This window comes from Pseudomonas sp. NPDC090208, assembly GCF_044746785.1.
Lineage (GTDB): Bacteria > Pseudomonadota > Gammaproteobacteria > Pseudomonadales > Pseudomonadaceae > Aquipseudomonas.
The window spans coordinates 212,674-239,025 of sequence record NZ_JBIVCU010000005.1 but is presented as its reverse complement, the minus strand read 5'-3'; the positions used below and the strand labels follow the sequence as shown (position 1 = coordinate 239,025).

At 61.3% G+C, this 26,352-nt stretch carries 24 protein-coding genes; 16 read left to right on the top strand and 8 right to left on the bottom strand.

Features of this window, described 5'->3' with window-relative positions; translation table 11 throughout:
* The first annotated feature begins 36 nt into the window (after positions 1-36).
* The 7 genes from ACIPL0_RS11465 (at position 37) to dctM (ending at position 8,298) form a co-directional block, all read left to right on the top strand.
* Positions 37-1,200, top strand: coding sequence for an acyl-CoA dehydrogenase family protein (locus tag ACIPL0_RS11465; RefSeq protein WP_400600127.1), 1,164 nt, complete (start codon positions 37-39; stop codon positions 1,198-1,200).
* Positions 1,201-1,210: 10 nt separating this feature from the next.
* A complete protein-coding gene (locus tag ACIPL0_RS11460) occupies positions 1,211-2,575 on the top strand; it encodes an MmgE/PrpD family protein (RefSeq protein WP_400600125.1) in 1,365 nt (454 codons plus the stop codon).
* A 145-nt stretch (positions 2,576-2,720) separates the two neighbouring features.
* Entirely contained in the window at positions 2,721-3,920 is a 1,200-nt protein-coding gene (locus tag ACIPL0_RS11455; RefSeq protein WP_400600123.1) for a CaiB/BaiF CoA transferase family protein, read from the top strand.
* A gap of 200 nt (positions 3,921-4,120) precedes the next feature.
* The gene (locus ACIPL0_RS11450; protein ID WP_400600121.1) at positions 4,121-4,945 is read left to right on the top strand and encodes an HpcH/HpaI aldolase/citrate lyase family protein; all 825 of its coding nucleotides are present in this window, start codon (positions 4,121-4,123) and stop codon (positions 4,943-4,945) included.
* 347 nt (positions 4,946-5,292) lie between these two features.
* A complete protein-coding gene (locus ACIPL0_RS11445; RefSeq protein ID WP_400600119.1) occupies positions 5,293-6,300 on the top strand; it encodes a TRAP transporter substrate-binding protein in 1,008 nt (335 codons plus the stop codon).
* A gap of 82 nt (positions 6,301-6,382) precedes the next feature.
* On the top strand, positions 6,383-7,015 hold the full coding sequence (locus ACIPL0_RS11440) for a TRAP transporter small permease (RefSeq protein WP_400600117.1): 633 nt from the start codon (positions 6,383-6,385) through the stop codon (positions 7,013-7,015).
* Entirely contained in the window at positions 7,015-8,298 is a 1,284-nt protein-coding gene (dctM, locus tag ACIPL0_RS11435) for a C4-dicarboxylate TRAP transporter large permease protein DctM (protein ID WP_400600115.1), read from the top strand. Before ACIPL0_RS11440 ends, dctM begins: the two co-directional genes overlap by 1 nt.
* 245 nt (positions 8,299-8,543) lie before the next feature.
* On the opposite strand, the gene ACIPL0_RS11430 is transcribed toward dctM, so the two are convergent.
* Together ACIPL0_RS11430 and ACIPL0_RS11425 are read right to left on the bottom strand one after the other, a co-directional pair.
* A complete protein-coding gene (locus ACIPL0_RS11430) occupies positions 8,544-9,329 on the bottom strand; it encodes an aldolase (RefSeq protein WP_400600113.1) in 786 nt (261 codons plus the stop codon).
* A gap of 10 nt (positions 9,330-9,339) precedes the next feature.
* Complete coding sequence (locus tag ACIPL0_RS11425) at positions 9,340-10,050, bottom strand: haloacid dehalogenase type II (protein WP_400600111.1); 711 nt, start codon at positions 10,048-10,050, stop codon at positions 9,340-9,342.
* 115 nt (positions 10,051-10,165) lie between these two features.
* Here ACIPL0_RS11425 and ACIPL0_RS11420 point away from each other — a divergent pair, with 115 nt between their 5' ends.
* The 4 genes from ACIPL0_RS11420 (at position 10,166) to ACIPL0_RS11405 (ending at position 13,569) form a co-directional block, all read left to right on the top strand.
* The gene (locus ACIPL0_RS11420) at positions 10,166-11,032 is read left to right on the top strand and encodes a LysR substrate-binding domain-containing protein (RefSeq protein WP_400600109.1); all 867 of its coding nucleotides are present in this window, start codon (positions 10,166-10,168) and stop codon (positions 11,030-11,032) included.
* Positions 11,033-11,618: 586 nt separating this feature from the next.
* Entirely contained in the window at positions 11,619-12,098 is a 480-nt protein-coding gene (locus tag ACIPL0_RS11415) for a GNAT family N-acetyltransferase (RefSeq protein ID WP_400600107.1), read from the top strand.
* Between the two features lie 359 nt (positions 12,099-12,457).
* Positions 12,458-12,721 carry a DUF1652 domain-containing protein gene (locus ACIPL0_RS11410; protein WP_400600105.1) on the top strand — a complete coding sequence of 88 codons (264 nt, stop codon included), beginning with the start codon at positions 12,458-12,460 and terminating at the stop codon, positions 12,719-12,721.
* 434 nt (positions 12,722-13,155) lie between these two features.
* Positions 13,156-13,569: a hypothetical protein gene (locus tag ACIPL0_RS11405; protein ID WP_400600103.1), complete on the top strand. Its 414-nt coding sequence runs from the start codon at positions 13,156-13,158 to the stop codon at positions 13,567-13,569.
* A gap of 19 nt (positions 13,570-13,588) precedes the next feature.
* Here the strand turns inward: ACIPL0_RS11405 and ACIPL0_RS11400 are convergent, their stop codons facing one another.
* On the bottom strand, positions 13,589-13,903 hold the full coding sequence (locus tag ACIPL0_RS11400) for a hypothetical protein (protein WP_400600101.1): 315 nt from the start codon (positions 13,901-13,903) through the stop codon (positions 13,589-13,591).
* Positions 13,904-14,806: 903 nt separating this feature from the next.
* Between ACIPL0_RS11400 and ACIPL0_RS11395 the strand changes: the two genes are divergently transcribed.
* Both ACIPL0_RS11395 and ACIPL0_RS11390 read left to right on the top strand, forming a co-directional pair.
* Positions 14,807-16,237, top strand: a complete 1,431-nt coding sequence (locus ACIPL0_RS11395; protein ID WP_400600099.1) for a pyridine nucleotide-disulfide oxidoreductase — start codon at positions 14,807-14,809, stop codon at positions 16,235-16,237.
* A 201-nt stretch (positions 16,238-16,438) separates the two neighbouring features.
* Entirely contained in the window at positions 16,439-17,380 is a 942-nt protein-coding gene (locus ACIPL0_RS11390) for a ketopantoate reductase family protein (RefSeq protein WP_400600097.1), read from the top strand.
* Between the two features lie 111 nt (positions 17,381-17,491).
* Here ACIPL0_RS11390 and ACIPL0_RS11385 read toward each other — a convergent pair whose 3' ends face one another.
* Positions 17,492-18,742, bottom strand: a complete 1,251-nt coding sequence (locus ACIPL0_RS11385) for a YbfB/YjiJ family MFS transporter (RefSeq protein ID WP_400600095.1) — start codon at positions 18,740-18,742, stop codon at positions 17,492-17,494.
* A 151-nt stretch (positions 18,743-18,893) separates the two neighbouring features.
* On the opposite strand from ACIPL0_RS11385, the gene ACIPL0_RS11380 reads away from it, so the two are divergent.
* Both ACIPL0_RS11380 and ACIPL0_RS11375 read left to right on the top strand, forming a co-directional pair.
* A complete protein-coding gene (locus ACIPL0_RS11380) occupies positions 18,894-19,472 on the top strand; it encodes a TetR/AcrR family transcriptional regulator (protein ID WP_400600093.1) in 579 nt (192 codons plus the stop codon).
* A 105-nt stretch (positions 19,473-19,577) separates the two neighbouring features.
* Positions 19,578-19,820 (top strand): DUF465 domain-containing protein, encoded by a 243-nt coding sequence (locus tag ACIPL0_RS11375; RefSeq protein ID WP_400600092.1) that lies wholly within the window; start codon positions 19,578-19,580, stop codon positions 19,818-19,820.
* A gap of 190 nt (positions 19,821-20,010) precedes the next feature.
* Here ACIPL0_RS11375 and csrA read toward each other — a convergent pair whose 3' ends face one another.
* The 3 genes from csrA to ACIPL0_RS11360 form a co-directional block, all read right to left on the bottom strand.
* Complete coding sequence (csrA, locus tag ACIPL0_RS11370) at positions 20,011-20,202, bottom strand: carbon storage regulator CsrA (protein ID WP_400600090.1); 192 nt, start codon at positions 20,200-20,202, stop codon at positions 20,011-20,013.
* Between the two features lie 517 nt (positions 20,203-20,719).
* On the bottom strand, positions 20,720-22,072 hold the full coding sequence (locus ACIPL0_RS11365) for a GntP family permease (RefSeq protein ID WP_400600088.1): 1,353 nt from the start codon (positions 22,070-22,072) through the stop codon (positions 20,720-20,722).
* 115 nt (positions 22,073-22,187) lie between these two features.
* A complete protein-coding gene (locus tag ACIPL0_RS11360) occupies positions 22,188-22,703 on the bottom strand; it encodes a gluconokinase (protein ID WP_400600242.1) in 516 nt (171 codons plus the stop codon).
* Between the two features lie 273 nt (positions 22,704-22,976).
* On the opposite strand from ACIPL0_RS11360, the gene ACIPL0_RS11355 reads away from it, so the two are divergent.
* Positions 22,977-23,993: a LacI family DNA-binding transcriptional regulator gene (locus ACIPL0_RS11355; RefSeq protein WP_400600086.1), complete on the top strand. Its 1,017-nt coding sequence runs from the start codon at positions 22,977-22,979 to the stop codon at positions 23,991-23,993.
* 153 nt (positions 23,994-24,146) lie between these two features.
* On the opposite strand, the gene ACIPL0_RS11350 is transcribed toward ACIPL0_RS11355, so the two are convergent.
* Positions 24,147-26,324 carry a malate synthase G gene (locus ACIPL0_RS11350; RefSeq protein ID WP_400600085.1) on the bottom strand — a complete coding sequence of 726 codons (2,178 nt, stop codon included), beginning with the start codon at positions 26,322-26,324 and terminating at the stop codon, positions 24,147-24,149.
* Positions 26,325-26,352: the final 28 nt, after the last annotated feature.

Here is a 26,352-nt window from a genome sequence, read left to right as displayed (position 1 = left end):
GGCGATCCGGTCGCGGCGGGTGGATGTGAGCAGACCATGAGCCCATACGACAACGAAGACCTCAATGCCATCCGCGAAGGCGTGCGCGCCCTGTGCGCCGAGTTTCCGGCCGAATACTGGCGCAAGATCGATGAAGAGAAAGGCTTCCCGGAAGCCTTCGTCAAGGCCCTGACCGACGCCGGCTGGCTGTCGGCGATGATCCCCACTGAATACGGCGGTTCGGGCCTGGGCCTGGCCGAGGCATCGGTGATCCTTGAGGAAGTGAACGCCTGCGGAGGCAACTCCGGCACCGTACACGGCCAGATGTACAACATGTTCACCCTGCTGCGTCACGGCAGTGATGCACAGAAAAGCTTCTACCTGCCGAAACTCGCCAGCGGCGAACTGCGCCTGCAATCGATGGGCGTCACCGAGCCGACCACCGGCACCGACACCACCAAGATCAAGACCACCGCTGTGAAGCAGGGCGACAAGTACATCATCAACGGCCAGAAAGTCTGGATCTCGCGCATCCAGCACTCCGACCTGATGATCCTGCTGGCGCGCACCACGCCGCTGGCCGAAGTGAAAAAGAAATCCGAAGGCATGTCGATCTTCCTCGTCGACCTGCGTGAAGCCATCGGCAACGGCCTGACCGTGCAGCCGATTGCCAACATGGTCAACCACGAAACCAACGAGCTGTTCTTCGACAACCTGGAGTTGCCGGCCAGCAGCCTGATCGGTGAAGAAGGCAAAGGCTTCAAATACATCCTCGACGGCCTCAACGCCGAACGCACGCTGATCGCCGCCGAGTGCATTGGCGATGGCCGCTGGTTCGTCGAAAAAGCCAGTGCCTATGCCCGCGACCGCGTGGTGTTCGGTCGCCCGATCGGGCAGAACCAGGGCGTGCAGTTCCCGATTGCCGAAGCGCATATCGAGATCGAAGCGGCTGACCTGATGCGCTGGCGCGCCTGCGAGGAATACGACAGCGGCAAGAACGCTGGCGCGGCGGCGAACATGGCCAAGTACCTCGCCGCCAAGGCGTCGTGGGAAGCGGCCAACGCCTGTCTGCAGACACACGGTGGTTTCGGTTTCGCCAACGAATACGACGTCGAGCGCAAATTCCGCGAGACCCGCCTGTACCAGGTGGCGCCGATCTCGACCAACCTGATTCTTTCCTACGTCGCCGAGCACTTGCTCGAACTGCCACGCAGCTTCTGAGGACACTGAGATGAGTCATACTCAGACAAGCCACACTCAGGTATTGGCGGGCTTTCTCGCCGAGCTGCAATACGAGCAGATCCCGGGTGCAGTGCTGGACCGCACCGAAGACCTGTTTCTGGACTGGATCGGCTCGGCGCTGGCCAGTAAAGGCGCACGGCCGATTCCCCTGTTCGAGCGCTATGCCGAGCGCATGGGGCCGGCGGACGGCAAGGCCAAGGTGCTGACCAGCGACCGTCGCACGTCGGCGTACTTCGCCGCGTTCGTCAACGGCGCAGCTTCTCACCTGGTGGAACAGGATGACCTGCACAACAGCTCGGTGCTGCACCCGGCGACGGTGGTGTTTTCCGCCGTGCTGGCGGCGGCGCAGGATTTGGGCAAGTCCGGTCAGGACCTGTTGTTGGCCTCGGTGGCCGGTTACGAAGCCGGGATTCGCATCGGCGAGTTCATGGGCCGCTCGCACTACCGCATCTTCCACACCACGGCCACGGTCGGCACGCTGGCGGCGGCAGTGGCCGTGGGCAAGCTGCTGGACTTCAATCAGGAGCAGTTCATCAACCTGCTGGGCAACGCCGGCACCCAGGCCGCCGGCCTGTGGGAGTTCCTGCGTGACGCGGCCGACTCCAAGCAACTGCACACCGCCAAGGCGGCTGCCGATGGCTTGCTGGCGGCGTACATGACCGAAGACGGCCTGACGGGTGCGCGCAATATTCTGGAGGGCGATCAGGGCATGGCTGCTGGGATGTCCAGCGACAGCGATCCGACTCGATTGTCCGACCGTCTCGGTACGCGCTGGGCGCTGGTGGAAACCTCGTTCAAGTTCCACGCCTCGTGCCGTCACACCCACCCGGCTGCCGATGCGTTGTTGCACCTGATGCAGCGTGAAGGGCTGAACCATGAACAGATCGCCAAGGTGGTGACCCGTGTTCATCAGGGCGCGATTGACGTGCTGGGCCGGGTCGATGTGCCGCAGACCGTTCACCAGGCCAAGTTTTCCATGGGCGCGGTGCTCGGCCTGATCGCCGTGCATGGCAGCGCGCAGTTGATCGAATTCCGCGACCTGGCGCTGACCGATGCCGCCGTCGCGGCGTTCCGCGAGAAGGTCAGCATGGAGCTGGATCCGGAAGTGGACGGTGCTTATCCGGCGCGCTGGCTGGGCCGGGTCATCGTCACCACCACCGATGGCCGCACGCTGACTGCAGCCATCGACGACCCGAAAGGCGACCCGGGCAACACCCTGTCGCGGCCAGAGCTGGAAGCCAAGGTGCAGCGTCTGCTGGCGTTCTCCGGCGCCCGCACGGTGGAGCAGGGCAAGGCGCTGATCGAGCGGGTCTGGCAACTGCGCGATGCGCGGGATCTGGCGGATTTGATCTAACACTGGATGCGGATTTGATTTAACACCGAACCTTGTAGGAGTGAACTTGCTCGCGATTGCAGTCTGCCTGTGCCGAATGTTCAGACTGACACAACGCCATCGCGAGCAAGCTCACTCCTACAGGGGAATGTGGGAGAAGGACAAAATGACTCAACAAAACCCCCGTCCACTGGACGGCATCACCGTGATCAGCCTGGAGCACGCCATCGCCGCGCCGTTCTGCACCCGGCAACTGGCCGACCTCGGCGCGCGGGTGATCAAGGTCGAGCGTCCCGGCGTCGGCGATTTTGCCCGTGGCTACGACCAGCGCGTCGATGGTCTGGCGTCGCATTTCGTCTGGACCAACCGCTCCAAGGAAAGCCTGACCCTGGACCTGAAGCAGGGCCAGGCCGGCGACATTCTCGAATCGCTGCTCGGCCAGGCCGACGTATTGGTGCAAAACCTCGCACCGGGCGCAGCGGCACGCATGGGCCTGTCGTTCGAGGCGCTGCATGCGCGTTTCCCGCGGCTGATCGTCTGCGACATTTCCGGCTACGGTGAAGGCGGCCCCTATGAAAAGAAGAAAGCCTACGACCTGCTGATCCAGAGCGAAGGCGGCTTTCTGTCGGTGACCGGCGGCCCCGGCGACAACGAGATGGCCAAGGCCGGCTGCTCCATCGCCGACATCGCCGCCGGCATGTACGCCTACACCGGCATCCTCTCGGCGCTGTTGCTGCGCGACAAGACCGGTGAGGGCAGCCGCATCGACGTCAGCATGCTGGAAAGCCTGGTGGAGTGGATGGGCTACCCGATGTACTACGCCTACAACGGCGCGCCGCAACCACCGCGGGCCGGAGCGTCGCACTCGACGATCTACCCGTACGGGCCGTTCCCCACCGGCGGTGGCGGCACCATCATGCTCGGCCTGCAGAACGAGCGGGAATGGGCGCTGTTCTGCGAGAAGGTCCTGCTGGACAAGGCACTGGCCACCGACGAGCGTTTCTCCGCCAACTTCAAGCGCTCGGAAAACCGCGAGGTGTTGCGGCAGATCATCGTCGATGGTTTTGCCAGCCTGAGCCTGGATGAAGTGGTGGCACGCCTGGAAGAGGCGCAGATCGCCAACGCCCGGGTCAACGACATGCACGGCGTGTGGCAGCACCCGCAACTCAAGGCCCGCGACAGCTGGCGCGAAGTGGACAGCCCGTCCGGGCCTTTGCCGTCGCTGCTGCCTCCGGGGCGCAACGCCGCCTTCAGCCCGCGCATGGACGGCGTGCCGGGGTTGGGCCAGCACACCGCGAGCATCCTCGGCGAACTGGGTTTCAGCGCCGAAGAGCAGGCGCGGATGAGTGCTGACGGGGTGGTTTGAGGCGCTTGCCTGATACCGCCCCCTTGTAGGAGCTGGCTTGTCCTGCGACCGGCTGCGCAGCAGTCGTAAATTTTGCCGACTATGCATGTCTGACACACCGCGTTTGCCGGATTTACGACGACTGCGTCGCCGGTCGCAGGGCAAGCCAGCTCCTACAGGAATGTGCGTTTCGAGACTGATTGATGAACAAGGAATACACCATGCCCCAATCCATCATCCGCTCCGCGCTGTTTGTCCCCGGCAGTCGGCCCGAGCGGTTTGCCAAGGCGCTGGCCGCCGGTGCCGATGCGGTGATCGTCGATTTCGAAGATGCGGTGGAAGAGCCGCTCAAGCGTCAGGCCCGTGACCATCTGGCGGGGTTTCTACAGACCAACCCGGGCGCCTCGGTGCGGGTGCGGGTCAATGCGCCGGAACATCCCGAGCACGCCGCTGACCTGGCGTTCTGCGCACAGCACGCCGGTGTGGCCGGGGTGGTGCTGCCGAAGGTCGAAAGCGCGGCCCATGTCGCCCGCGTGTGGCAAACCGGCAAGCCGGTGTGGCCGATCATCGAGAGCGCCAAAGGCTTGCTGGCGCTGGGGCAGATTGCCCACGCCGAGGGCGTCGAGCGGCTGTCGTTCGGCGGCCTCGATCTGGCCCTTGATCTGAACCTGAACAGCGGCACCGATGCGGCGAAGCTGTTTCTTGATCAGGCGCGCATGGCGGTGCAATTGCATTCGCGCGGTGCCGATCTGTTGCCGCCGCTGGACGGCGTACACCCGGCCATCGACGACCCGGCCGGGCTGCATCAGGTGGTACGGCATGCCGCCGACATGGGTTACGGCGGCGCGCTGTGCATTCACCCGAAACAGGTGCCGGCGATCCATGCGGCCCTGGCCCCCAGCGCCGACGATCTGGCCTGGGCACGCAAAGTGGTGGCCGCCAGCGAGGCGGCGCAAGGGGCCGGCGCGTTCCAGCTGGACGGGCAGATGGTCGATGCGCCGGTGCTGCTGCGGGCGCAGCGGTTGTTGGCGTTGACCGATGCCTGACGCGATTAACTGTAGGAGCCGGCTTGCTGGCGAACCCGTTGTGTCAGGCACATCGTGGTTGAAGGGCACACCGCGTTCGCCAGCAAGCCGGCTCCTACAGGTCATGTATTCGTCGCAACGATACGTGAGCAATAGTGGCACTTTTTCGTTAGCCTGCTAAGTTCCCAACAGCGAAGCGTCTGGCTCGGGGGTGGGAATCGAGGCGGGGAAAATCCTGGCGTTCGGCCACACCGAACGCTGGTTTACATAAAAGCTGATTCTCTAAACACCCGGGGTTGGGCATCGTTGAGATAGCACAACGCTCAAGCAGTACCGAATTGTCCTACAACAATAAAAAGGTGATTCCGATGTTGAAGCTGACCAAGGCGCTTTTCTGCGCCGCCGCAGTGTCCGTGGCCGGCATGGCTTACGCAGATCCTGTTGTCATCAAGTTCGCCCATGTCGTGGCGGAAAACACCCCCAAAGGCCAGGGCGCCTTGCTGTTCCAGAAAATGGTTGCCGCCGATCCGGCCCTGAAAGACAAGGTCAAGGTCGAGGTGTACCCGAACTCGTCGCTGTTCGGTGACGGCAAGGAAATGGAAGCCCTGTTGCTCGGCGACGTGCAGATGCTGGCCCCGTCGCTGGCCAAGTTCGAGCAGTACACCAAGAAAGTGCAGATTTTCGACCTGCCGTTCCTGTTCAATGACCTGGCCGCCGTCGACCGCTTCCAGAAAGGCCCGCAAGGCAAGGCGCTGCTGACCTCGATGGACGACAAGGGCATCCACGGTCTGGCCTACTGGCACAACGGCCTCAAGCAACTGTCGGCGAACAAGAAGATGGTCGAGCCGAAAGATGCCCGTGGTCTGAAGTTCCGCGTGCAGGCCTCCAGCGTGCTGGAAGCGCAGTTCGTCGCGCTGCACGCCAACCCGCGCAAGATGAGCTTTGCCGAGGTCTATCAGGGCCTGCAGACCGGTACCGTCAACGGCACCGAGAACACCTGGTCGAACTATGAAAGCCAGAAGGTCAACGAGGTGCAGCCGTTCTTCACCGAGTCCAACCATGGCCTGATCGACTACATGGTGATCACCAACTCCAAGTTCTGGAACGGCCTGCCGACCGATGTTCGCGACGAGCTGCAGAAGATCATGGATGAGGTCACCGTCGAGGTGAACAAGCAGGCCGAGGCGCTGAACCAGACCGCCAAGCAGAAAATCATCGATTCCAAGACCAGCGAAGTCGTGACCCTGACCCCGGAGCAACGCGCCAAGTGGCGTGAAGTGATGAAGCCGGTGTGGGACAAGTTCTCCGAAGAGATCGGCGCCGACCTGATCAAGGCGGCGGATGAATCCAACCAGGCCTCAGTGGCCGCCAAGTAATACGTCGTTTCAGGCCCTGATGCCTGCGTGGCCACCCCTTGTTGGACGGGGTGGCCGCTCTCTCTACGTTCGGAGAATTCTTATGCAATCGCTGAGGCGACTCTGGGAGCACCTGGAGGAGGCGTTCATCGCTTTCCTGCTGGCGGCCATGACGCTGGTGACATTTGTCTACGTGGCGCTGAACAACATCTACACGCTGTTTTACACCCTCAGCGACCAATGGGCGGTCAGCAGTGACTTTTTCGCAGGGATCGGCGATCACTTGATGGGCTACGCCCAAGGCATGACCTGGAGCGTGGCGCTGACCAAGGCCTTGTTTGGCTGGCTGATTTTCTTCGGCATTTCCTACGGTGTGCGCACCGCCGGACACCTGGGGGTCGACGCGCTGGTGAAAAAGACCAGCAAACCGGTGCAACGCCTTCTCGCCATGCTGGCCTGCGCCTGCTGCCTGGCTTACGCCGGGCTGTTTCTGGCGGCCAGTTACAAATGGGTGGCTGCGCTGTTCGTGGCCGGCATCGGTGCCGAGGACCTGGACCGTTACGGGGTCAAGGTCGCCTACATCGCGGTTATCGTGCCCATTGGTTTTGCCTTGGTCATCGCCCGTTATCTGGAAATTCTCTATCGCATCTGGACCCACCGTCAGACCGGCCTGGGCCTGGCGGACGAAGCGGCCGAAGCGAGCAAACTGGCTAACGCTGACGAGGAGCAACACTGATGACGGTTATCTGTTTGTTCCTGTTGCTGTTCGTCTTCATGTTCCTCGGTGTGCCGATTGCGATCTCCCTTGGCCTGTCCGGCGCGGTGTCGATTCTGCTGTTCAGTCAGGACTCGCTGAGTTCGCTGGCGATCAAGCTGTTCGAAACGTCCGACAGCTACACCTTTCTGGCGATTCCGTTCTTCCTGCTGTCCGGCGCGTTCATGACCACCGGCGGCGTGGCGCAGCGGCTGATCGACTTCGCCAACGCCTGTGTCGGACACATTCGTGGCGGTCTGGCGATTGCCGCGGTGCTGGCGTGCATGCTGTTCGCCGCGCTGTCCGGTTCGTCGCCGGCCACCGTGGCTGCGGTGGGTTCGATTGCCGTGGCGGGCATGGTGCGCTCCGGCTACCCGAAGGAATTCGGCGCCGGGATCATCTGTAACGCCGGTACGCTGGGCATCCTGATTCCGCCGTCGATCGTGATGGTGGTGTACTCGGCGGCGACCGAAACCTCGGTGGGCAAGCTGTTCATCGCCGGTGTCGTGCCGGGGATCCTGCTCGGCGTGATCCTGATGGTGGTGATCTACATCGTTGCCCGGGTCAAGAAGCTGCCGGCGCAACCACGGGTGTCGTTCCGCCAATGGCTGACCACCGCACGCCGGGCGTTCTGGGGCCTGCTGTTGCTGGTGATCATTCTCGGCGGCATCTACAGCGGCATGTTCACCCCAACTGAAGCGGCGGCGGTGGCGGCGGTGTACTCGGCGTTCATCGCGCTGTTCGTGTACAAGGACATGCGCCTGCGCGATTGCCCGAAAGTGCTGCTGGAGTCGGGCCGGCTGTCGATCATGCTGATGTTCATCATCGCCAACGCCATGCTCTTCGCCCATGTGCTGACCACCGAACAGATCCCGCAGCAGATCACCAACTGGGTGATTTCCGAGGGCCTGACCCCGATCGGCTTCCTGATCATGGTCAACGTGGTGTTGCTGGTGGCGGGCAGCTTCATGGAGCCGTCGGCCATCGTGCTGATCCTGGCGCCGATCTTCTTCCCGATCGCGACCAAGCTGGGCATCGACCCGATTCATCTGGGCATCGTCATGGTGGTGAACATGGAAATCGGCCTGGTCCACCCACCGGTCGGCCTGAACCTGTTCGTGACCTCGGCCGTGACCGGCCTGACCCTGGGCCAGACCATCCGCGCGGCGCTGCCGTGGCTGTCGATCCTGCTGCTGTTCCTGATTCTGGTGACTTACGTGCCGTTCATTTCCCTGGCGCTGCCGAACTGGCTGGGGATGCCGTAAGCCTGAATTACGAGCGTAGTGCCTTGGCCCCCGTTTGACGCAAGTCAGCGGGGGCATTTTTCTTGGAGGTCCTCTGCGTGCTTACCTGTAGGAGCTGGCTTGTCCTGCGAGCGCGCCGGGGTCGCGTCCGACCGAAGTCGTCGTAAACTCGGCGAATGCGGTGTGTCAGGAATGCATAGTCGTCAGGATTTACGACTGCTGCGCAGCCGCTCGCAGGGCAAGCCAGCTCCTACAGGACGTTGAGATCAATCGGCAAAATCCGGCTCATGCCGCGTCAGCAGGCGCTTCACGCTTTCCAGATGCAGCCGCGCGCTTTCAGCGTCTTCCTCGCTCATCTGCCGCGCCGTGCGTTGCAGAATCTGCGGCTCGATGGCTTTCAACGGCCGACCGCTGCTCATCGCCTTGAGCTGCACCTCGGCGGCGCGTTCCAGGTAATACAGGTCGTCCCAGGCCTGGGCGATGCTCGCTGCAGTGACCATGACCCCGTGATTCTTCAGAAACACGATGTCGGCCTGGCCCATGGTCGCGGCAATGCGGTCGCCTTCGGCGTTGTCCAGCGCCAGGCCGTTGTAGTGTTCGTCCACCGCCACCCGACCGTAGAACTTCAACGCAGTCTGTCCGGCCCAGGCCAGCGGCTCGCCCTCCAGCATCGCCAGCGCGGTGGCGTTGGGCATATGGGTATGGAACGCCGCCACAGCGCCGGGTTTGTGCAGGTGCAGGCGGGCGTGGATATAAAAAGCCGTGGCCTCCGGCTTGCCGTCACCCAAGACCACGCGACCGTCGAAATCACAGATCAGCAGACTCGATGCGGTGATCTCGGCGAAGGCCAGGCCATAGGGATTGACCAGAAACAACTGCGGATGGCCCGGCACCAGCGCCGAAAAGTGATTGCAGATGCCTTCGCTCAGCCCCAGCCGGGCCGCCATGCGCAGGCTGGCGGCGAGATCGATGCGCGCGGCCTGGATCGCTGGCGAGTCGAGATGGCGGTATTGCCGGTCGCTGTGAACCACGCTGCGCAGATCGTGTGCCATGTGCCTCTCCTTAGTCGTTTGCCCAGCCGTTGCTGTGAATGTAGCCCGGTACTTGCGACAAGTCCGTCAATGTCGCGTCAGGCCGGTAATCGGCCAGCGGTTGGCGTCGGGTGCCACGGTCGATCCACACGCAGCGGAAACCCAAGTCCCGCGCCACCGTCAGGTCCAGATGCGGGCTGGCGCAGATGTGCAGCACCTCATCCAGATTCACCCCCAGTTGCCGATGGGCGTGGTGGAACAGGCGGTGATCGGGCTTGTAGGCGCCGGCCTGCTGCGCGGTGATCACCCGGTCGATGAAACCGCCCAATTGGGCGACGTTGCCGGCAATGATTTCATCGTCGGTGTTGGACACGATGCACAACTTGAAACCCTGGGCCTTGAGCCATTGCAGCGTAGCGGGGACTTCCGGGAAGGGCGGCATCTGGCCGATGCGGCGGATCAGTTCCTCGGCGTCCTCGGGCTGGCAGTTCAGCCCGAGTTCCTGCAGGGCCAGCGCCATCGACTGCCGGGAGATGTCGGCAAACGAACGGTAGGGCGGGGTCTGTTCCAGCCGGTGTTCGTGACGGTCATAAATCTCGATGAAACGGTCAGGGTCCAGCCCGCTCTGGCCTTTGCGCGCCAGCAACTGGCTGATGCAGTCGAGCAGGCCTTCGTCCCACTGGATCAGCGTGCCGTAGCAATCGAAGGTCAGCCAGCGAGGGCGAGGTGTGGAAACGGTCATGGTCGGCTCCTTGATCGGGGTGGGAATGAGTCGACTGTAGAGGGGCATGGCAGGTATCGTAAAATTAAATTAAATTGAAAAAATAATTCGATATTCAAATGTTTTGGTGACCAGCATGTTCGACCTGGAATTGCTCCACACCTTCGTCTCGGTGGTTGATGCCGGCAGTTTTACCCGTGCCGGCGAGCGGGTGAACCGCACTCAGTCCACGGTCAGCCAGCAGATCCGCAAGCTGGAAGAACAACTGGGCCAGCCGCTGTTGCTGCGTCAGCGCGCCGGCAAGCACATCGAACTGACCGACGAAGGCGAGCGCCTGCTGGGCTACGCGCGGCGGCTGGTGGCGCTGGCGCTGGAAGCCCGCAGCGTGCTGTGCGGCGGCGATGAGGCCGGGGTGGTCAAGCTGGGGGTACCAGAAGACTTCGACGTGCAGCGGCTGATGGCGCTGCTCAGTGGCTACAGCCGCGAACATCCGCAGGTTCGGCTGGACACGGTCAACGGCCTGAGCGTCGATTTGCAGGCACGGCTGGACAACAAGGACATCGACCTGGCGCTGGTCAAACGCGATGTCGGCACCAAAGCCGAACCGGCGCTGGCGACCTGGCCGGAGCGGGTCAACTGGGTGGCTGCCGCCCATGTGCAGGTCGTAGAGGACCCCGTGCCGCTGGTGGTGTATCCGCAGGGCTGCATTTATCGCAACCGCATCATTCACGCGCTGGAGTCGGCGGGGCGTGCTTGGCGAGTGGCGTTTGCCAGTCAGAGTCTGGTGGGGATTCAGGCGGCGGTTTCGGCGGGGCTTGGCATCAGTCTGCTGCCGGAGTCGGCGATGCTGCCCAGCCATCGGTTATTGCGCGAGGATGAAGGCTTTGCCGGGGTGCCACCCAGCGAACTCGCCCTGGTGGCAAGCTCCCGGCTACTCACCGGCATCCAGCGGTCGGTGGTGGAATATTTGCGTGCGCAGATGGTGGGGCACGCGGCGGCTTGAGCGACTTTAAAGATCCGCGCAGCCTCCTTGCCGGGGAGCACCACGCGGATCGTCTACGACTCGGTCAATGGCAGATCGGTCAATGCCAGAACAGGGCGATCAGAATGATGATCGGGATAGGGACGCCAAGGCACCACAACAGGATCGAACGCATGATGTTTCTCCTTGTATTGGCTTCCCGGAGAGGAGGGCCGGGCGGCCTGTTTTATTGTCTTTATCATTGCAGCGAGCGTGCCAGTCATTGAACAACTTGGCGTCTTTTGAAAATCAATGAGTTAGGTACGGCCGTTGAATTGACGGTCATGCAGATTGCAAGAAAGCCAGTGCTGTTACAGGCGATCTGCAAGGTCGCGCGATGGCTGGCAGATCAGGGGGTTGCGGCACGTTGCTGAGCGTTTGGCGAGAAAGTTGAAATGTCTTGGCACTTATTCATTTCGACCAAGGTCTTATAAGCTCAAGTTTGCCGGACGGCGATAACCGTACTGAAATGCAACTGTGGGTGGCGAGCGTCGAGACTGATATCTTCGTGCCATCCTTTGCCCTATAGTCGGGTTTCGGCCCCCCCTTTCTTCGAGAGGTTTCATCCATGTTTCTGCACCGACCCCTGGAAGAAAAAGACATCCCTGCCGTATGCGACATGCCCCAGAGTGTCGACGAGCTGTTCTACATGTTCCCCAAGGCGGTCTTTCCGCTGACGGCCGCGCAACTCAATGACGCCATCGCCCAGCGCCTGGACAATACCGTGATCGAAATGGACGGCGAGGTGGTCGGCTTCGCCAACTTCTCGCGCTATGACTTCCGTGGCCGCTGCTCGCTGGGCAATGTGATCATCGCCCCGCATGCCCGCTCCAGAGGCGTCGGACGCTACCTGATCGGTTGTATGATGGATCTGGCGTTCGGCAAGCACGAAGCCAGCGAACTGACCGCCTCCTGCTTCAACCACAACGTGCCCGGTCTGCTGTTCTACCCCAAGCTGGGCTTCAAGCCTTACGCCATCGAAGAGCGGCTGGACAAGAAGGGCGCTCGCGTGGCGCTGATCCACCTGCGCCTGCGCAACGACCAATAACCCCGGTCATTCGTCGGCACCCGATGGGTTGCCGACGAATGGCGGCGCCAAAAACCCGCCTTTTTCTGCCGCTGGTCGCCCGGTGAATATCGGGGTGCGCGATAGCTCGCGGTTTTTTCATGAATTTCACAAGATGAAACGTTTTTTCTGTTTAAACAGCCGGATTTTTTCCGGTCCTGGCAGGCGGCTTACTTATTTGCTTCATATTGGGGCAGGGCGTATAACTTGGTGTATTCGCCAACAGCCAAGAGGTTTAACGACGAATCAGGGTGAAGGATAACTCTACAAGGAAGCCATCTATAACAATCAGGTGCGTGACTGCACAGATTAAGCAGCACCGCCTCTGGAGGACATCGCTAATGATTGCATGCACACTCTCCAACCTTGAACTGCGCAGTATTATTGAAAGTGCTTTCCTGCCTATGCGTTGTAATTGCTCGGTTATCGACGACAGCATGACGGTTGAAGTCATCGATCCACGTACCGAACGTGTCGAGCTGTTTGCTAGCGGCATTTCGCTGGACCGTCTGGACACCAGCAGGGCCCTGTGCGAGCTGATTGCAGAGCTGCGCACGGAACTGCATAACCCGCAACAGTTCCAGCGTCACGCGCTGGCGAGTTGAAGCGCTGACAGCGTTCGCTTCATAAAGTTGTACAAAATGGACCCGTGGCAGATAGCGTGCCACGGGTTCTTTTTTTTTCAGGGCACGCGCCCGGACGGGTTATAACTTGCCCAGGCATCCAAGTGAATTTCTCCCCGTCCTGTCGACTGGCATAAAACTGTCGTAATTATCCATGCAGTTGGATAGTCGATCTAACGCCTTGTGCGCAAATGCGTAGTGGCTTTTTATTGGCGCTCTAGCGGTCAGCAAGTTTCAAAGTGTGTCTGAATGAATATCGACCTGCGGCGTTTGCATTCTTCAGGGGAGGGAAGACCCTGAGCGCGCGGCGGTTACGGGCGCCGCTGCGCACGCCTGCTCTGGCAAACGCGGCGTTTACCTTTTATCTTAACGGCGCACCGGGCGGGCGACCGCCGATATGACCATCAGGAGATTGCATGGCTGACCAGCAGGCCAATGCTCACAGACCGCCCATTGACACCGATGCTTTGCGCGCCTTGCGTCGACGCCGGCTTTGGGTCGGTTGCGGCTTGCTGCTGGGAATCGTCGTGGTCTGCGTTGCTGCGATCGTCATCATGTTGCAGCGCCTTGAAGCGCGAAATGCCAACTTCCAGCCGCCGATGACCGCCCTGGAGCGCGAGCGCCTGCTCCCCGCCGAGCCGGTGCTGGACACGGCGCCGAAAATCGAAGGGCTGCACTATGGCAGCCAGATTCAAACGGACGGCGACAGCCTCTCGCCATCTGCTCGCCATGCCGAGTTCGAACACGGGCTGCAAGAGCCCCTGCAGATCCTGCAGAACGACGATCTGCACGCCAACAGCGAAATGCACTCGGCCAGTCAGACCAACTGAACTGCGGGTGTCTCTGCCTTCAATGCACCTGGCGCAGCTGCTGGTTTTCGAACAGCAGCCTGAACTGCTCCTCGCCGTCCTCACGCACCGCATAGTGATCGCGGATCGGGCCCGCCTCGATGCGACCGTCCATGGCGACGCGAATGATCGTCGAGCGCGACAGGTAATCCGGCACGTTGCCGATGATGGTCAGTTCACGCAGCAGATTGCCTTCATGCTCGACCGTTTCCAGCCTGACCCGGCAGGTGGCCTGCATCGGGATCGGGCCGAACAGCGTGTCGCGGGCGTAGTCGATCTCGGCGATGCGTGACGGACGATTTTTCTCGGTATCCATGGGTGACCTCCCTATCGGCGTGAAAAGAATCGGCGTAAACCACGTCGAGCCCTTCAATAGAGCGGCCTGCTTCAACAGGAGTTCGGCTTTTTTCGCGACAGGGATGACCGCTCATCGTTAACGTCAAAAAACATGAAAAACCCCACATGCAAAACAGCCGCGTCAAACAGAAAACGGGAAACTGGCGCCAGTGAATCGTTAATGCGATGAAGAACGAAGGCAATAAAGAAAGTCTCGCATTCAAGACTGATAAGGCAGTAATGGGTGTGACGGAATTCCGGCTCTTTTAGTGTGGGTGAAAAGTGCGAACTCATCGCAGTTGTCGAGTTTGATACACGAATTTTACTGTTTTTCTATTTTAAAAATATATGGTGCTCGATCAAGGGTGTTGCTTTGTTGGCGTCAAGATTTAATTGTGTTTTAAAACAATGTCATACAACAAGTAAATCGCTGACTAACGACTTTCTCGAAAAATTGACACTCTTACGCTTTTTTGAAACCATCAGCCCTACGTTTCCCTTGTCATAGTTTGTAATAAATTTGGGTGCTCCACTTTGCACCTGCCTGAAAGGCTTGCCCCAGCGGCGCTCGCGGTAATGGCGGTAGCGTCTCCGAGCCTTGGCAACGTCGGCGTATTCAACGTTGGCACGACTGACCTGCATGTGTCTGGCAGCCACTCACCCAGACATCGCCATCGTCTGTTTTTCAGTGCTATTCATGCGGTTAGTTGCCTGCCTGTCTGGACAAGCGTACCGCATCGAGTTGTGCAGTTTCTGTAGTTCGCGGGTATCGGTTTCGATATCAAACATCGCGTCAGAGCGAGCTGTTACTTGTGCCTTTTATATTAAGGCCAGGACGGTTTTGGGCTGCGCCAACGCTTCGATTACATCTGGAGTCATGATTATGTATGGAGATCACCTGGAAACCGTCTGCGGATGTGTCGTCGGGGGCGCGGGGCCGGCCGGCATGGGGCTGCTGTTCAATGCGCTGAAAAGCGGTGCGATGCCCGAGCTTGCCCGGGAAGGGCTGATTGTGGTCGACGCGAGCCCCAATCCCGGCACGGGGCGCCTCGGCGATTACCGCATCACCGCCAACTCGGTCGGCGATGTGTTCCTCGATTGCCTGCGTGATCCGGCGTTGCGTGATGTGTTCGAGCCGCTTGAGCATTCTCCGGCCTACTGGCGCATCCGCCGCCAGGCGCAGAGCGCACCGCAACTGGCTGACGTTGCCGAACTGCTGGCGGAAGCCTCGACCCTGGTGCTGGATTTCATCGTCGAGCATTACGGCGTGAAGCTGTGGACCAGCACGACGATTACCGAGGTGGTGCGCGAAGGCGAGGACTATCACGTCTGGGTCGAGTCCGAAGGGCGTAGCCGGCGTATTCGCTGCCGCGCCGTGGTGCTCAATCTCGGTGGCCGCCAGGACCCGCAACACCTGCTCAACAGCCTGGCGGATCAGGGGCTGGCGGTGTCGCCGACGGCGAAAGTGCAGAGCGCCGACGAGTTGCTGCGCATGAACGCCGTGCAGTTGCGTGATTTCTTTGCCCCGACCCTGGCGCGCAAGGGGCGGGTCACGGTGGTCGGTGGATCGCACAGTGCCTTCTCGACGCTGGAGAATCTGGCGGATGCACTGGAGTTTGCCGGGCTTGGCGAAGTGACGCTGGTGCATCGCACCAAGATCCGTCTGTTTTATGAAACCGTCGAAGCCGCGCTTGAGGCGGGTTACGTGTTCGACATCGAAAAAGACGTGTGCCCGGTGTCCGGTCGCGTCAACCGCTCCGGCGGTTTGCGTTACCGCGCCCTTGATGTGGGACGCGAGGCGCTGGCCAATGGGCATGTCGGCAAGACCGGCGTGCGCGTGCACCTGTTGCAGACTCTCGATGGCCCAGAAGGCCAGTTCGAACTGGCCCGCGCGGCATTGGCCGAGTCCGACGTGGTGGTGCAGTGCACCGGCTATCAACCGCTGCTGCCTGCCTTGAACTATGCCGGTGGCGGGCCGATCAGTCTGGCGGAAGTGAAGGGCGGTCTGGATTCCGACCCGTCGGGATGCCCGCTGGACAGCACCGGGGAGCGTTTGCATGGCCTGCATCTGTTCGGTCTCGGTGCAGGACTGGGGGTGGACCCACGTCTGGGCAGCGAGGCGTCGTTCGACGGGCGCATCTACGGCGTCTGGCAATTCCACAACGACGCCAGTGGCGCCGTGATCGAGGCCGTGTTGCAGCGGCTACAGACACCGCTGGCGCAACCGGCCAGCGTCAGCCGCCTGGCCATGCCCAGCCGCACCGAAGCCCGTCAGACATTCGTCTGGCCGACGCTGGTCAACGCGCAGACCTGAAGAACTCTCCTTGCTGTATTTGAATCCCGGACCACCATGGGCGGTTCGGGATTTTTTTTGCCTGTGATTCCTGCGCCTGGGGCTTTTTCAGCAGACAAAACAATATGTTGGTTGTAATCCTAATTTTGGATAGAGTCGTCGCCGTCAACTATTCTGGGTGGTCCGGACCCTATTTCCGACTCGACAAGGAATCGACAGCCAATGCGTATTTTGATCGTGGGTGCAGGAGCCATCGGCGGCTATTTCGGCGGGCGGCTGCTGGAAGCCGGGCGCGACGTGACGTTTCTGGTTCGCCCGGGGCGGGCCGAAGAGCTGGACCGCAACGGTCTGGTGGTGCGCAGCCCGCTGGGCAATATCCTGTACCCGTCGCCGCCCCATGTCATGGCACCGATGCTCGATCAGGTTTTTGATCTGATTCTGCTCAGTTGCAAGGCCTACGATCTGGATGCGGCCATGGACTCCATCGCTGCGGCGGTCGGCCCGCAGACGTCGATTCTGCCGCTGCTCAACGGCATGGCTCACCTCGACCGGCTGGCGCAGCGCTTTTCCCCGGAAAACGTGCTGGGCGGGCAGTGTCTGATTTCGCTGGACCGCGACAAGTCCGGCACCATCCTGCACCTGAATGACACCAACCAGCTGTCGTTCGGCGAGCTGAGCGGTGCGTTGACCCCGCGCATCCTGAAAGTTGCCGAAGCACTGGCCGATGCCGGATTCGACGCCAATCTCAGCCAGCAGATCGTTCAGGAAATGTGGGAAAAATGGTGCTTCATCGCCACCGGCGCAGGCATCACCGGGGCTATGCGCGCCAGTATCGGCGATGTGATTGCCAGCGACGGCGAGGCCCTGGTGCTCAAGCTGCTGGCCGAATGCGCCAGCGTCGCCGACCACGCCGGTTATGCGCTGCGCAGTGAATCGCGGCAACGCTCGCAAAAGATCCTGACCACGCCGGGTTCGAAACTCACCGCATCGATGCTGCGCGACATCGAGCGCGGCGCGCCGATCGAGGTCGAACATGTGATCGGCGACATGATCGCCCGGCGCCCGGCCGGCGACAAACAGGCGAAGGGGCAACTGACGGCGCTGGACTTTGTCTACCTGCACCTCAAGGCCTACGAAGCACGGCGCTTGCGTGAGCAGGGATAAACACAGACGCGCAGGAGCGCGCTTGCCCGCGATGGCGATGTGTCAGCCGGCATCGATGGCACCGGCAGATTGCAATCGCGGGCAAGCGCGCTCCTGCGGCGTGATGTGAATTCAAGCGTCCTTTCTGACCAGCGCCCGCACCAGCGGCTCCAGCAGCAGCGCCAGCACCAGTGCGCCGGTGCCGATCAGGAACAACAGGCGATGATCACCGCCGCTGGCGTTGAACAGCATCGAATAGCCATAACCGGACAACGCCTGCAGCAGGGCGAACACTGTGGTGGCGCGGCTCCAGGCAGCGCCTTGGGCGGCGGCATCCTGTGGCAGCAGTTCATGCACCCGCGCCAGTACCAGCGGCACGATGCCGGGCGGGAAGGTGCCGATGACCAGCGTCAGTGCGCCGACCAGCAGACCGTCATGGCTGCCATACAGGGCTGCGACGACCAGCGCCTGAATGATCAATACCAGCCGAATGCCGCGCGCCGGTCCCATCAGGTCGGCGATGTAGCCGTACAACATCGGCCCGATCAGCGCGCCGATGCCGTAGACGATCCAGTACAGCGCACCGATCTGTGCGCCTTTGCCGAGATCGCGGGCGACGAAATCCACCAGAAAGACCATCAACGGCACCAGACCGATCGCCATCAGGCCGAACTGTGCATAGGTCAAATTCAGGAACAATGCGTGTCGCGGCGGGCGTTGCACCGGCGCTGCAGCGCTGTGGGCAGCTGCAGCTACGGTTGCTGCGATGGGTTCGGAAGTGGCCGGCCAGCCACCCCAACTGATCAGGGTCAGCACGGCACAGAACAGGCTCAACCCCAGCCAGGTGATGCGCAGGCCCATGTCCAGCAACAGCGGCACCAGCGTGCCGGACGCGGCAATGCCCAGCCCCAGCCCGAAAAAGATCGCGCCGCTGGCCAGCCCCTTGCGCGTGCCGGGAATGTGCGGCAGCACGGTGGACGCCACCAGCACCATGATCGAGCCGCCGGCCAGCCCGGACACGAAGCGCCAGGCGAAGAACCACGCGGTGGACAGCGGCACGGCGCAACCGGCGAACGACAGCGTCACCAGCACCATCATCAGGCGCAAGGTATGGCGGTTGGAGAGTTTGCGAGCGAGCGGGCGGCCCATCAAGGCGCCGAGGAAGTACCCAGCCAGATTGGCGGCGCTGAGGATGATGATGTCGGACGTGGCGAACCACTGGTTTTCGATCAGCGGCGGAATCAATGGGGTGTAGGCGAAGCGCGCCAGGCCGATGCCGACCAGCGTGGCGCAGAGGCCGGCGATGATGGCGTGCCACGGAATGGCGGTTTGCGGGCGGCTGCCCTGGTGTACAGCTGTTTCGGGATGGGTGAGGTCGGTCATGGTCCTGGCCCTTGGATAGCGTTCGGTTATGTTTGACAGGTCTGTCATGTTTGTCATGCTAGTCAAAATTGACAGCGCTGACAAGAATGAGGTCAACTCATGCCTCGACCGGTCCTGCAGACCGGATCGCCGCAACCGTTGGAGCAGGGCAATGGCAGGTGTAAGGCAATTCGACGAAGACAAGACACTGGATCTGGCACTCGACGTGTTCTGGCAGAAAGGCCTGAGCGCGACGTCGATGCAGGATCTGGCTGAAGCCACCGGGGTGCTGCGTGGTTCGCTGTACAACGCCTACCAGGGCAAGGAACAGTTGTTTCTCAAGGTGTTCGATCGCTACCGGCAGCGCATGGTCGGCAACATGGCGCAGGCGCTGGCCGATCCGTCGATCAGGGTCGCGCTGGAGGGTTTCTTTGCGTTCATCATCGGTTCGATGATCGAGGGCACGCCAACCCGTGGTTGCCTGACCACCAAGACCGCCGTGGACGGCATCGCCGAGATCGAAACCATCCGCCACGCCCTGCAGGGCATGCTCGATGACATCGAAACGTTGCTGCATGAACGTTTTGCCGCCGAAGCCGGTCTCGGTACGCTGAATCTGCCGGCCGGCGAAGCCTCGCGGCTGGTGTCGACCTTCACCCGTGGCGTGGTGGTGATGGAGCGCATTTATCAGGATGAAGGGCGCCTGCGCGACACCGCAGCGTCGATGGTCAAGGTGCTGGTCAAGGCCTGAGTCGCCAGGGCGGGCGCCTGTCGCTCGCCGGGCAATCGTGTCGAACCTTTTCTCCCTGAGCTACCCTCAATACTTCAACGTAAGTCGTCAGAGGAGTAGTGCCCCATGCCGGTCAAGCACGATTTGTTCGCCGATCTGAGTATCACCCGGGAAGAGCTGACCAAGCGCCGCAGTGTCGACCCCAAGCTCAATCAACTGGTGGATGACTACAACACACTCGATGCCGACATCCTCGATGCCGAAGCCGGAACCGCCGGTGACGTGTCGGACGATCATCTGAAAAAACTCAAGGAGAAACGGTTGCTGGCCAAGGACAAGATTGTCCGACAACTCAGCCATCGCGCGTGAAAGTGCAGACTAGAGCGTTTGGTTAAGTATCTGCGTAGTTACAAGATGGCCACTTTGTTACTTGTAATGAACAGCGAGCATTAGTGGATCCAAAAGTTCCAGCGAAAAAAAACGGCGTATGGGAATACGCCGTTTTTTTCTGCCGCTAGTCGGGCAGCAGAGCGAGTTCAGGAAGATGAACCTGAGGGGCTCACTGAGGATCCTGTTGTTGCGGGGCGATCTCGGCTTGAATTCGTTTGTAAATCTCTTCGCGGTGTACTGAAACATTCTTCGGAGCGTTGATGCCGAGCCTGACCTGAAGACCCTGGACGCCCAGAATGGTCACGGTGATTTCGTCACCGATGTTTATGCTTTCGCCGACTTTGCGGGTGAGTATCAACATAATCGTTTCCTTGATGGCCTCTTGAAGCGCCTCTACCGAGAGGCTGGCGTGAGCCTTTGGGTGGTGAAAATTGCCGAGTGCATCCAGTTGCGTGCATCAGTATGACGCCCTGGGCACGCTTTTAATTCCCCAGGTTCATCTTGTTGTCATTGGTATGGGTTCTCCTGAGGCCAACGGCATGCGAATTTTGCCTGCTTTTGGCAGTGAATCCCCGTAGGTAATGGCTATACATCCGATAGCCAAATCTCGGGCGGCGCCTATTGCACACTTCTTTCGCATTTAATGCAAAGAACTCATGCCCAGTGGCGATGAAATTTTCATTAGATGACCTGTCAGCGATCTCCTAGTGGAGTGTAGGAGATTTCCTTACGCGCGTAGCAGCAAAGTGGCATAACTTTAGTCGGAGCCACAGCCGGCGGGTCTTTCATCGTCAGAGTGGCAATTGCGCGAGGGATGTTGCGAGGGCAGAAACGACATGCCCACCGCGAGGGTGGGCATGGGTGCAGCGGTCCGCGAATCAGACCACCAGCGACAGCAACATGATGAAGATGATGCCGACCACCGAGAGGATGGTTTCCATCACGGTCCAGGTCTTCAGGGTTTCAGTCACGGTCATGTTGAAGTACTGCTTGACCAGCCAGAAACCGGCGTCGTTGACGTGGGACAGGATCAGCGAACCGGCACCGGTCGCCAGCACCAGCAGCTCACGGTTGACGCCCGGAATCATGCCGACCACCGGAGCGACGATACCGGCACCGGTAATGGTGGCCACGGTCGCAGAACCGGTCGCCACGCGAATCACCGCTGCCACCAGCCACGCCAGCAGAATCGGCGAGATCTGCGCCTGCACGGCCATGTGACCGATCAGGTTGCCGACACCGCTGTCCACCAGCATCTGCTTGAAGCCACCACCGGCGCCGACGATCAGCACGATGGCCGCTACCGGCGCCAGGCTCTGGTCGAGCAGCTTGATGATCTGTTCCTTGCTGAAGCCGCGCGCGGCACCGAAGGTGTAGAACGCCAGCAGCAGGGCGAACAGCAGGGCTGCGATCGGGTGACCGATGAAGTCCATCCACAGACGGAACGTGTGGCCGTTAGGCAGCGCGACGTCGGCGAAAGTCTTGAGCAGCATCAGGAACACCGGCAACAGAATGGTCACCAGGGTGATGCCGAAGCTTGGCAGGTTGGCGTTGGTCGATTCCTTGGCGATCTGGTCCATCAGCTCTTTGGATGGATTGCCCGGGATGTGCTTGGCGATCCATTTACCGTAGATGGGACCGGCGATGATCGCGGTCGGGAAAGCGATGATCAGACCGTAGAAGATGGTCTTGCCGATGTCGGCATTGAAGATGCCGATGGCCAGCAGCGGACCCGGGTGCGGTGGCACCAGGCCGTGGACTGCCGACAGGCCGGCCAGCAGCGGGATGCCGATCTTGACGATGGACACGCCGCTGCGCCGGGCCACGATGAACACCAGCGGGATCAACAGCACGAAGCCGATTTCAAAGAACAGCGGGATGCCGACGAGGAAGGCCGAGAACATCATTGCCCAGTGCACGCGCTCCTTGCCGAAGCGGCGGATCAGGGTCTGGGCGATCTGGTCGGCGCCGCCGGAGTCAGCCATCAGTTTGCCGAGCATGGTGCCCAGGCCGAGGATGATGCCGACGAAACCGAGTACGCCACCGAAACCGTCCTGGAACGATTTCATGACTTTGTCGACAGGCATGCCGGAGGTCAGCCCGAGAAAACCTGCTGCGATGGTCAGTGCTACGAAAGGGTGGACCTTGAATTTGGTGATCAGCAGCACGAGGCCGATGATGGTCACCAGCGCATCCACAAGTAGATACGTATCTTGAGTCATACCGAACATGGGGTGTCTCTCCGTTGTATTTTGTTTTTTTGGAGCTACTGCTCAGCGCTATTGTTCACTGCCCTGTGCACACAAAAAGACAGCGCTGTCTTTGTCGCTCACGCCAGATCTTCGATCAAGAGCCGGTGAGAGCGTTGGCAGATGGGTTTTGCGAAGCGGTCCACCAGGTGGAAGCCTGGGCACCAATGGATTCGATGGTCTGCGTCGCGTCCACGATCAGCGTGCGGTCTTCACCGTACGGCGGTTCGAGGGTGGCGAACTGGCTGTCGACCAGACTGGCCGGCATGAAATGACCCGGACGGTGCGAGCAGCGTTCGGTGGCCAGTTCCTTGCTCAGTTCCAGAAACACGAAACCCAGCTCCGGTACGGCTGCACGCAGGCGTTCGCGGTAGATGAGTTTGAGGGAAGAGCAGGTCAGCACCGGCTTTTCGCCATTGCGCACGGCGCTGGCGACTTCCTCGCCGAGGCGGGTCAGCCAGCCGGCACGGTCTTCGTCATTGAGAGGGTGGCCGGCGCTCATCTTGTCGATGTTGGCCTGGGGATGAAAAGCGTCGCCTTCGATCAGGCGGCCCGCGCTGTTTTTGGCGATTTCAGCGCCCACGGCGCTTTTGCCACAGCCGGAAACACCCATTACCACGAGGGCGGAAATAGCAGTTGGAGCAGTCGTCATAAAAACCTCGTCCCAGAGACAGCGCTGTCTTTGCCGGATGGTGTGCAAGACCGGCAAGGCTGCCTGCGGGTGTCGTCATTGTTATGGGTATCTCGGTCGTGCATGCGTCGCACCGCCCGCGTCGTTGTTACGCGCGAAGTAAAGTTGCGAGGCTCCGTGAGATAGCGCTACCTTAGAGCCCATTCTGGACAATCGCAACCCCCTCGGCTTTTCCTTCTGCTTAGTTGGCAACGCATGACACGCATTGGTTCCCGCTCCACCGGTCGTCCCACCCTCAACGAAGTCGCGAAACTCGCTGCTGTCTCGCCCATTACCGCCTCCCGCGCGCTGCGTGGCGTGGCCACCGTGGCGCCGGAACTGGTGGAGAAAGTCCGCGCTGCAGCGCAGAGTCTAGGCTATGTCGCCAACCCTGCCGCGCGGGCGCTGGCCTCCTCGCAAAGCCAGTCGGTGGTGGTGCTGGTGCCGTCGCTGTCCAACCAGTTGTTCATCGAAACCCTGGAGGCGATCCAGAACGTGTTGCGTCCGCGCGGCCTGGAAGTGGTGATCGGCAACTACCACTACTCGCCGGTAGAAGAAGAAAACCTGATTCGCAGCCATCTGGCCAACCGGCCCCGGGGCATTCTGCTGACCGGTTTCGACCGCAGTGAAGCGGCGCACCAACTGGTGGTGTCCAGCGGCGTGCCGTGCGTACACATGATGGAGCTGGACCCGGACCGCGCCGAGCCTTGCGTGGGGTTTTCCCAGCAACAGGCCGGTGCGGAAGCGGCGCGGCATCTGTTGAGTCGCGGGCGTCGGCGTCTGGCCTATGTGTCGGCGCAACTCGACCCGCGGGTGATTCAGCGTGGCAGCGGTTTTCGCAGCGCGCTGGAGCAGGAAGGGCTGTACGACGAAACGCTGCAAATGGCATCGCCGCTGCCATCGTCCATCGGTCTGGGCGGGGAGTTGTTCGCCCGTTTGCTGGAAGAGCACCCGGACGTGGACGGGGTGTTTTTCTGCAACGATGACCTCGCGCAGGGGGCGACGCTTGAGGCATTACGTCGCGGCATCAAAATCCCTGAACAGGTGTCGCTGATCGGCTTCAACGACCTGCCGGGCTCGGCCCACATGGTGCCGCGCCTGACCTCCATCCGCACCCCGCGCGAACAGGTCGGCCAACGCGCCGCGCAACTGTTGCTGGGCCTGCTGGACGGCAATGTGCAGCAGGAGCAGGTGGACCTGGGCTTTGAGCTGGTGGTGCGGGAAAGTACCTGATCTGCATCTTCCGCTTTTGTAGGAGCCGGCTTACTGGCGAAGGCGGCGTGTCAGCCGCCATCACCGTTGACTGACACAACGCATTCGCCAGCAAGCCGGCTCCTACAGATGCGATGTTAGCCAGGCCGTCGTCGATGACCCGGCCACGGACAATCAGCCTTCCTTCTTGAACGCCAACCGGAACGCATGCAGCAGCGGCTCGGTATAGCCGCTCGGCTGTTCCCTGCCCTTGAACACCAGATCGCACGCCGCCTTGAACGCCACCGACTTGTCGAAATTGCCGGCCATCGGCGTGTAGGCCGCATCCCCGGCGTTCTGCTTGTCCACCACCTTGGCCATGCGCTTGAGGGTTTCCAGCGCGTAGTGATCGTCGATCACCCCGTGGCGCAGCCAGTTGGCGATGTGCTGACTGGAAATGCGCAGGGTCGCGCGGTCTTCCATCAGGCCGACGTTGTGGATGTCCGGCACCTTGGAGCAGCCCACGCCTTGCTCGACCCAGCGCACCACATAGCCGAGCAGGCCCTGGGCGTTGTTCTCGACCTCTTCGCGAATCTGCTCGTCGTCCCACTTCGCTTCGGCTGCCACCGGAATGGTCAGCAGGTCGAGCAGGATCTGTTCGCTGACGCTGTCCAGATCCACCGACTCCAGTTCCTTCTGCACCGCCTTCACGTCGACCTTGTGGTAATGCAGGGCGTGCAGCGTCGCGGCGGTCGGCGAGGGCACCCAGGCCGTGGTCGCGCCGGATTTTGGATGGCCGATCTTTTGTTCCAGCATCGCCGCCATCTGGTCCGGCATCGCCCACATGCCCTTGCCGATCTGTGCGCGACCACGCAGGCCGCAGGCCAGGCCGACCAGCACGTTGCTGCGTTCGTAGGCCTTGATCCACGGCGTGGCTTTCATGTCGCCCTTGCGCAGCATCGGCCCGGCTTCCATCGCCGTGTGGATTTCATCGCCGGTGCGGTCAAGGAAACCGGTGTTGATGAACGCGACCCGGGCCGACGCAGCGTTGATGCAGGCCTTGAGGTTGACGCTGGTGCGCCGCTCTTCGTCCATGATCCCCATTTTCAGGGTGTTGCGCGGGATCTTCAGGGCGTCTTCGATGCGGCCAAACAGTTGATCGGCGAACGCCACTTCCGCCGGGCCGTGCATTTTCGGTTTGACGATGTACACGCTGCCGGCCCGCGAGTTGCCGCGATTGTGCAGGTCGTGCAGAGCGATCAGGCTGGTCATCACGCCGTCAAGAATGCCTTCGGGGATTTCCTTGTCGCCGTCGTAGCGCACCGCCGGGTTGGTCATCAGGTGGCCGACGTTGCGCACGAACAGCAGCGAGCGGCCGTGCAATGTCAGGCGGCTGCCGTTGGCGCCGGTGTACTCGCGGTCAGGGTTGAGGCGGCGGGTGATGGTCTTGCCGCCCTTGACCAGTTCCTCGCTGAGGTCGCCCTTCATCAGGCCCAGCCAGTTGCGGTAGATCACCAGCTTGTCGTCGGCATCGACCGCTGCTACCGAGTCTTCGCAGTCGATGATGGTCGACAGTGCGGCTTCCAGCAGCAGGTCCTTGATGCCGGCCGGGTCGGTGCTGCCGATGGGGCTGTTCGGGTCGATCTGGATCTCGATGTGCAGGCCGTGGTTTTTCAGCAGAATGGCTGTCGGTTGTTGCAGGTCGCCTTGGTAGCCGACGTATTTTTCCGGTTGCGCCAGGCCTGACTGGCTGCCGTCGGCCAGGGTCACTTGCAGTTGACCGCTGGCGATCGAGTAGGCCTTGGCGTCGGCATGGGAACCGGACGTCAGCGGCGCGGCTTCATCGAGCCGGGCGCGGGCGAAGGCGATGACCTTGGCGCCGCGCAGCGGGTTGTAGCCGGCCTTGATTTCGGCGCCGTTGCTGCTGTCGATGGCATCGGTGCCGTACAGCGCGTCATACAGCGAGCCCCAGCGGGCGTTGGCGGCGTTCAGCGCATAACGGGCGTTGGCCGCAGGCACCACCAGCTGTGGACCGGCCTGTTCGCTGATTTCGACATCGACCTTGCTGGTGCTGGCCTGCACCTCGGCAGGCACCGGCTGCAGATAGCCGATGGATTCGAGAAAGGCGATGTAGGCCGGCATGTCGGTGACCGGGCCGGGATTGCCTTTGTGCCACTTGTCCAGTTGCGTCTGCAGGCGGTCGCGTTCGGCCAGCAGCTCGCGGTTGAGCGGTGCCAGGTCATGCACCAGCGAATCGAAATCGGCCCAGAAGATGTCCGGGTTCAGCCCGGTTCCGGGAAGCACGTCCTCGTCGACAAAGCGCTTCAGGTTGGCCGCCACCTTGAGGTTGTGGCAGTTGACGAATTCGGTCATCTCGGGCTCTCCATCTTGAAATATTGTG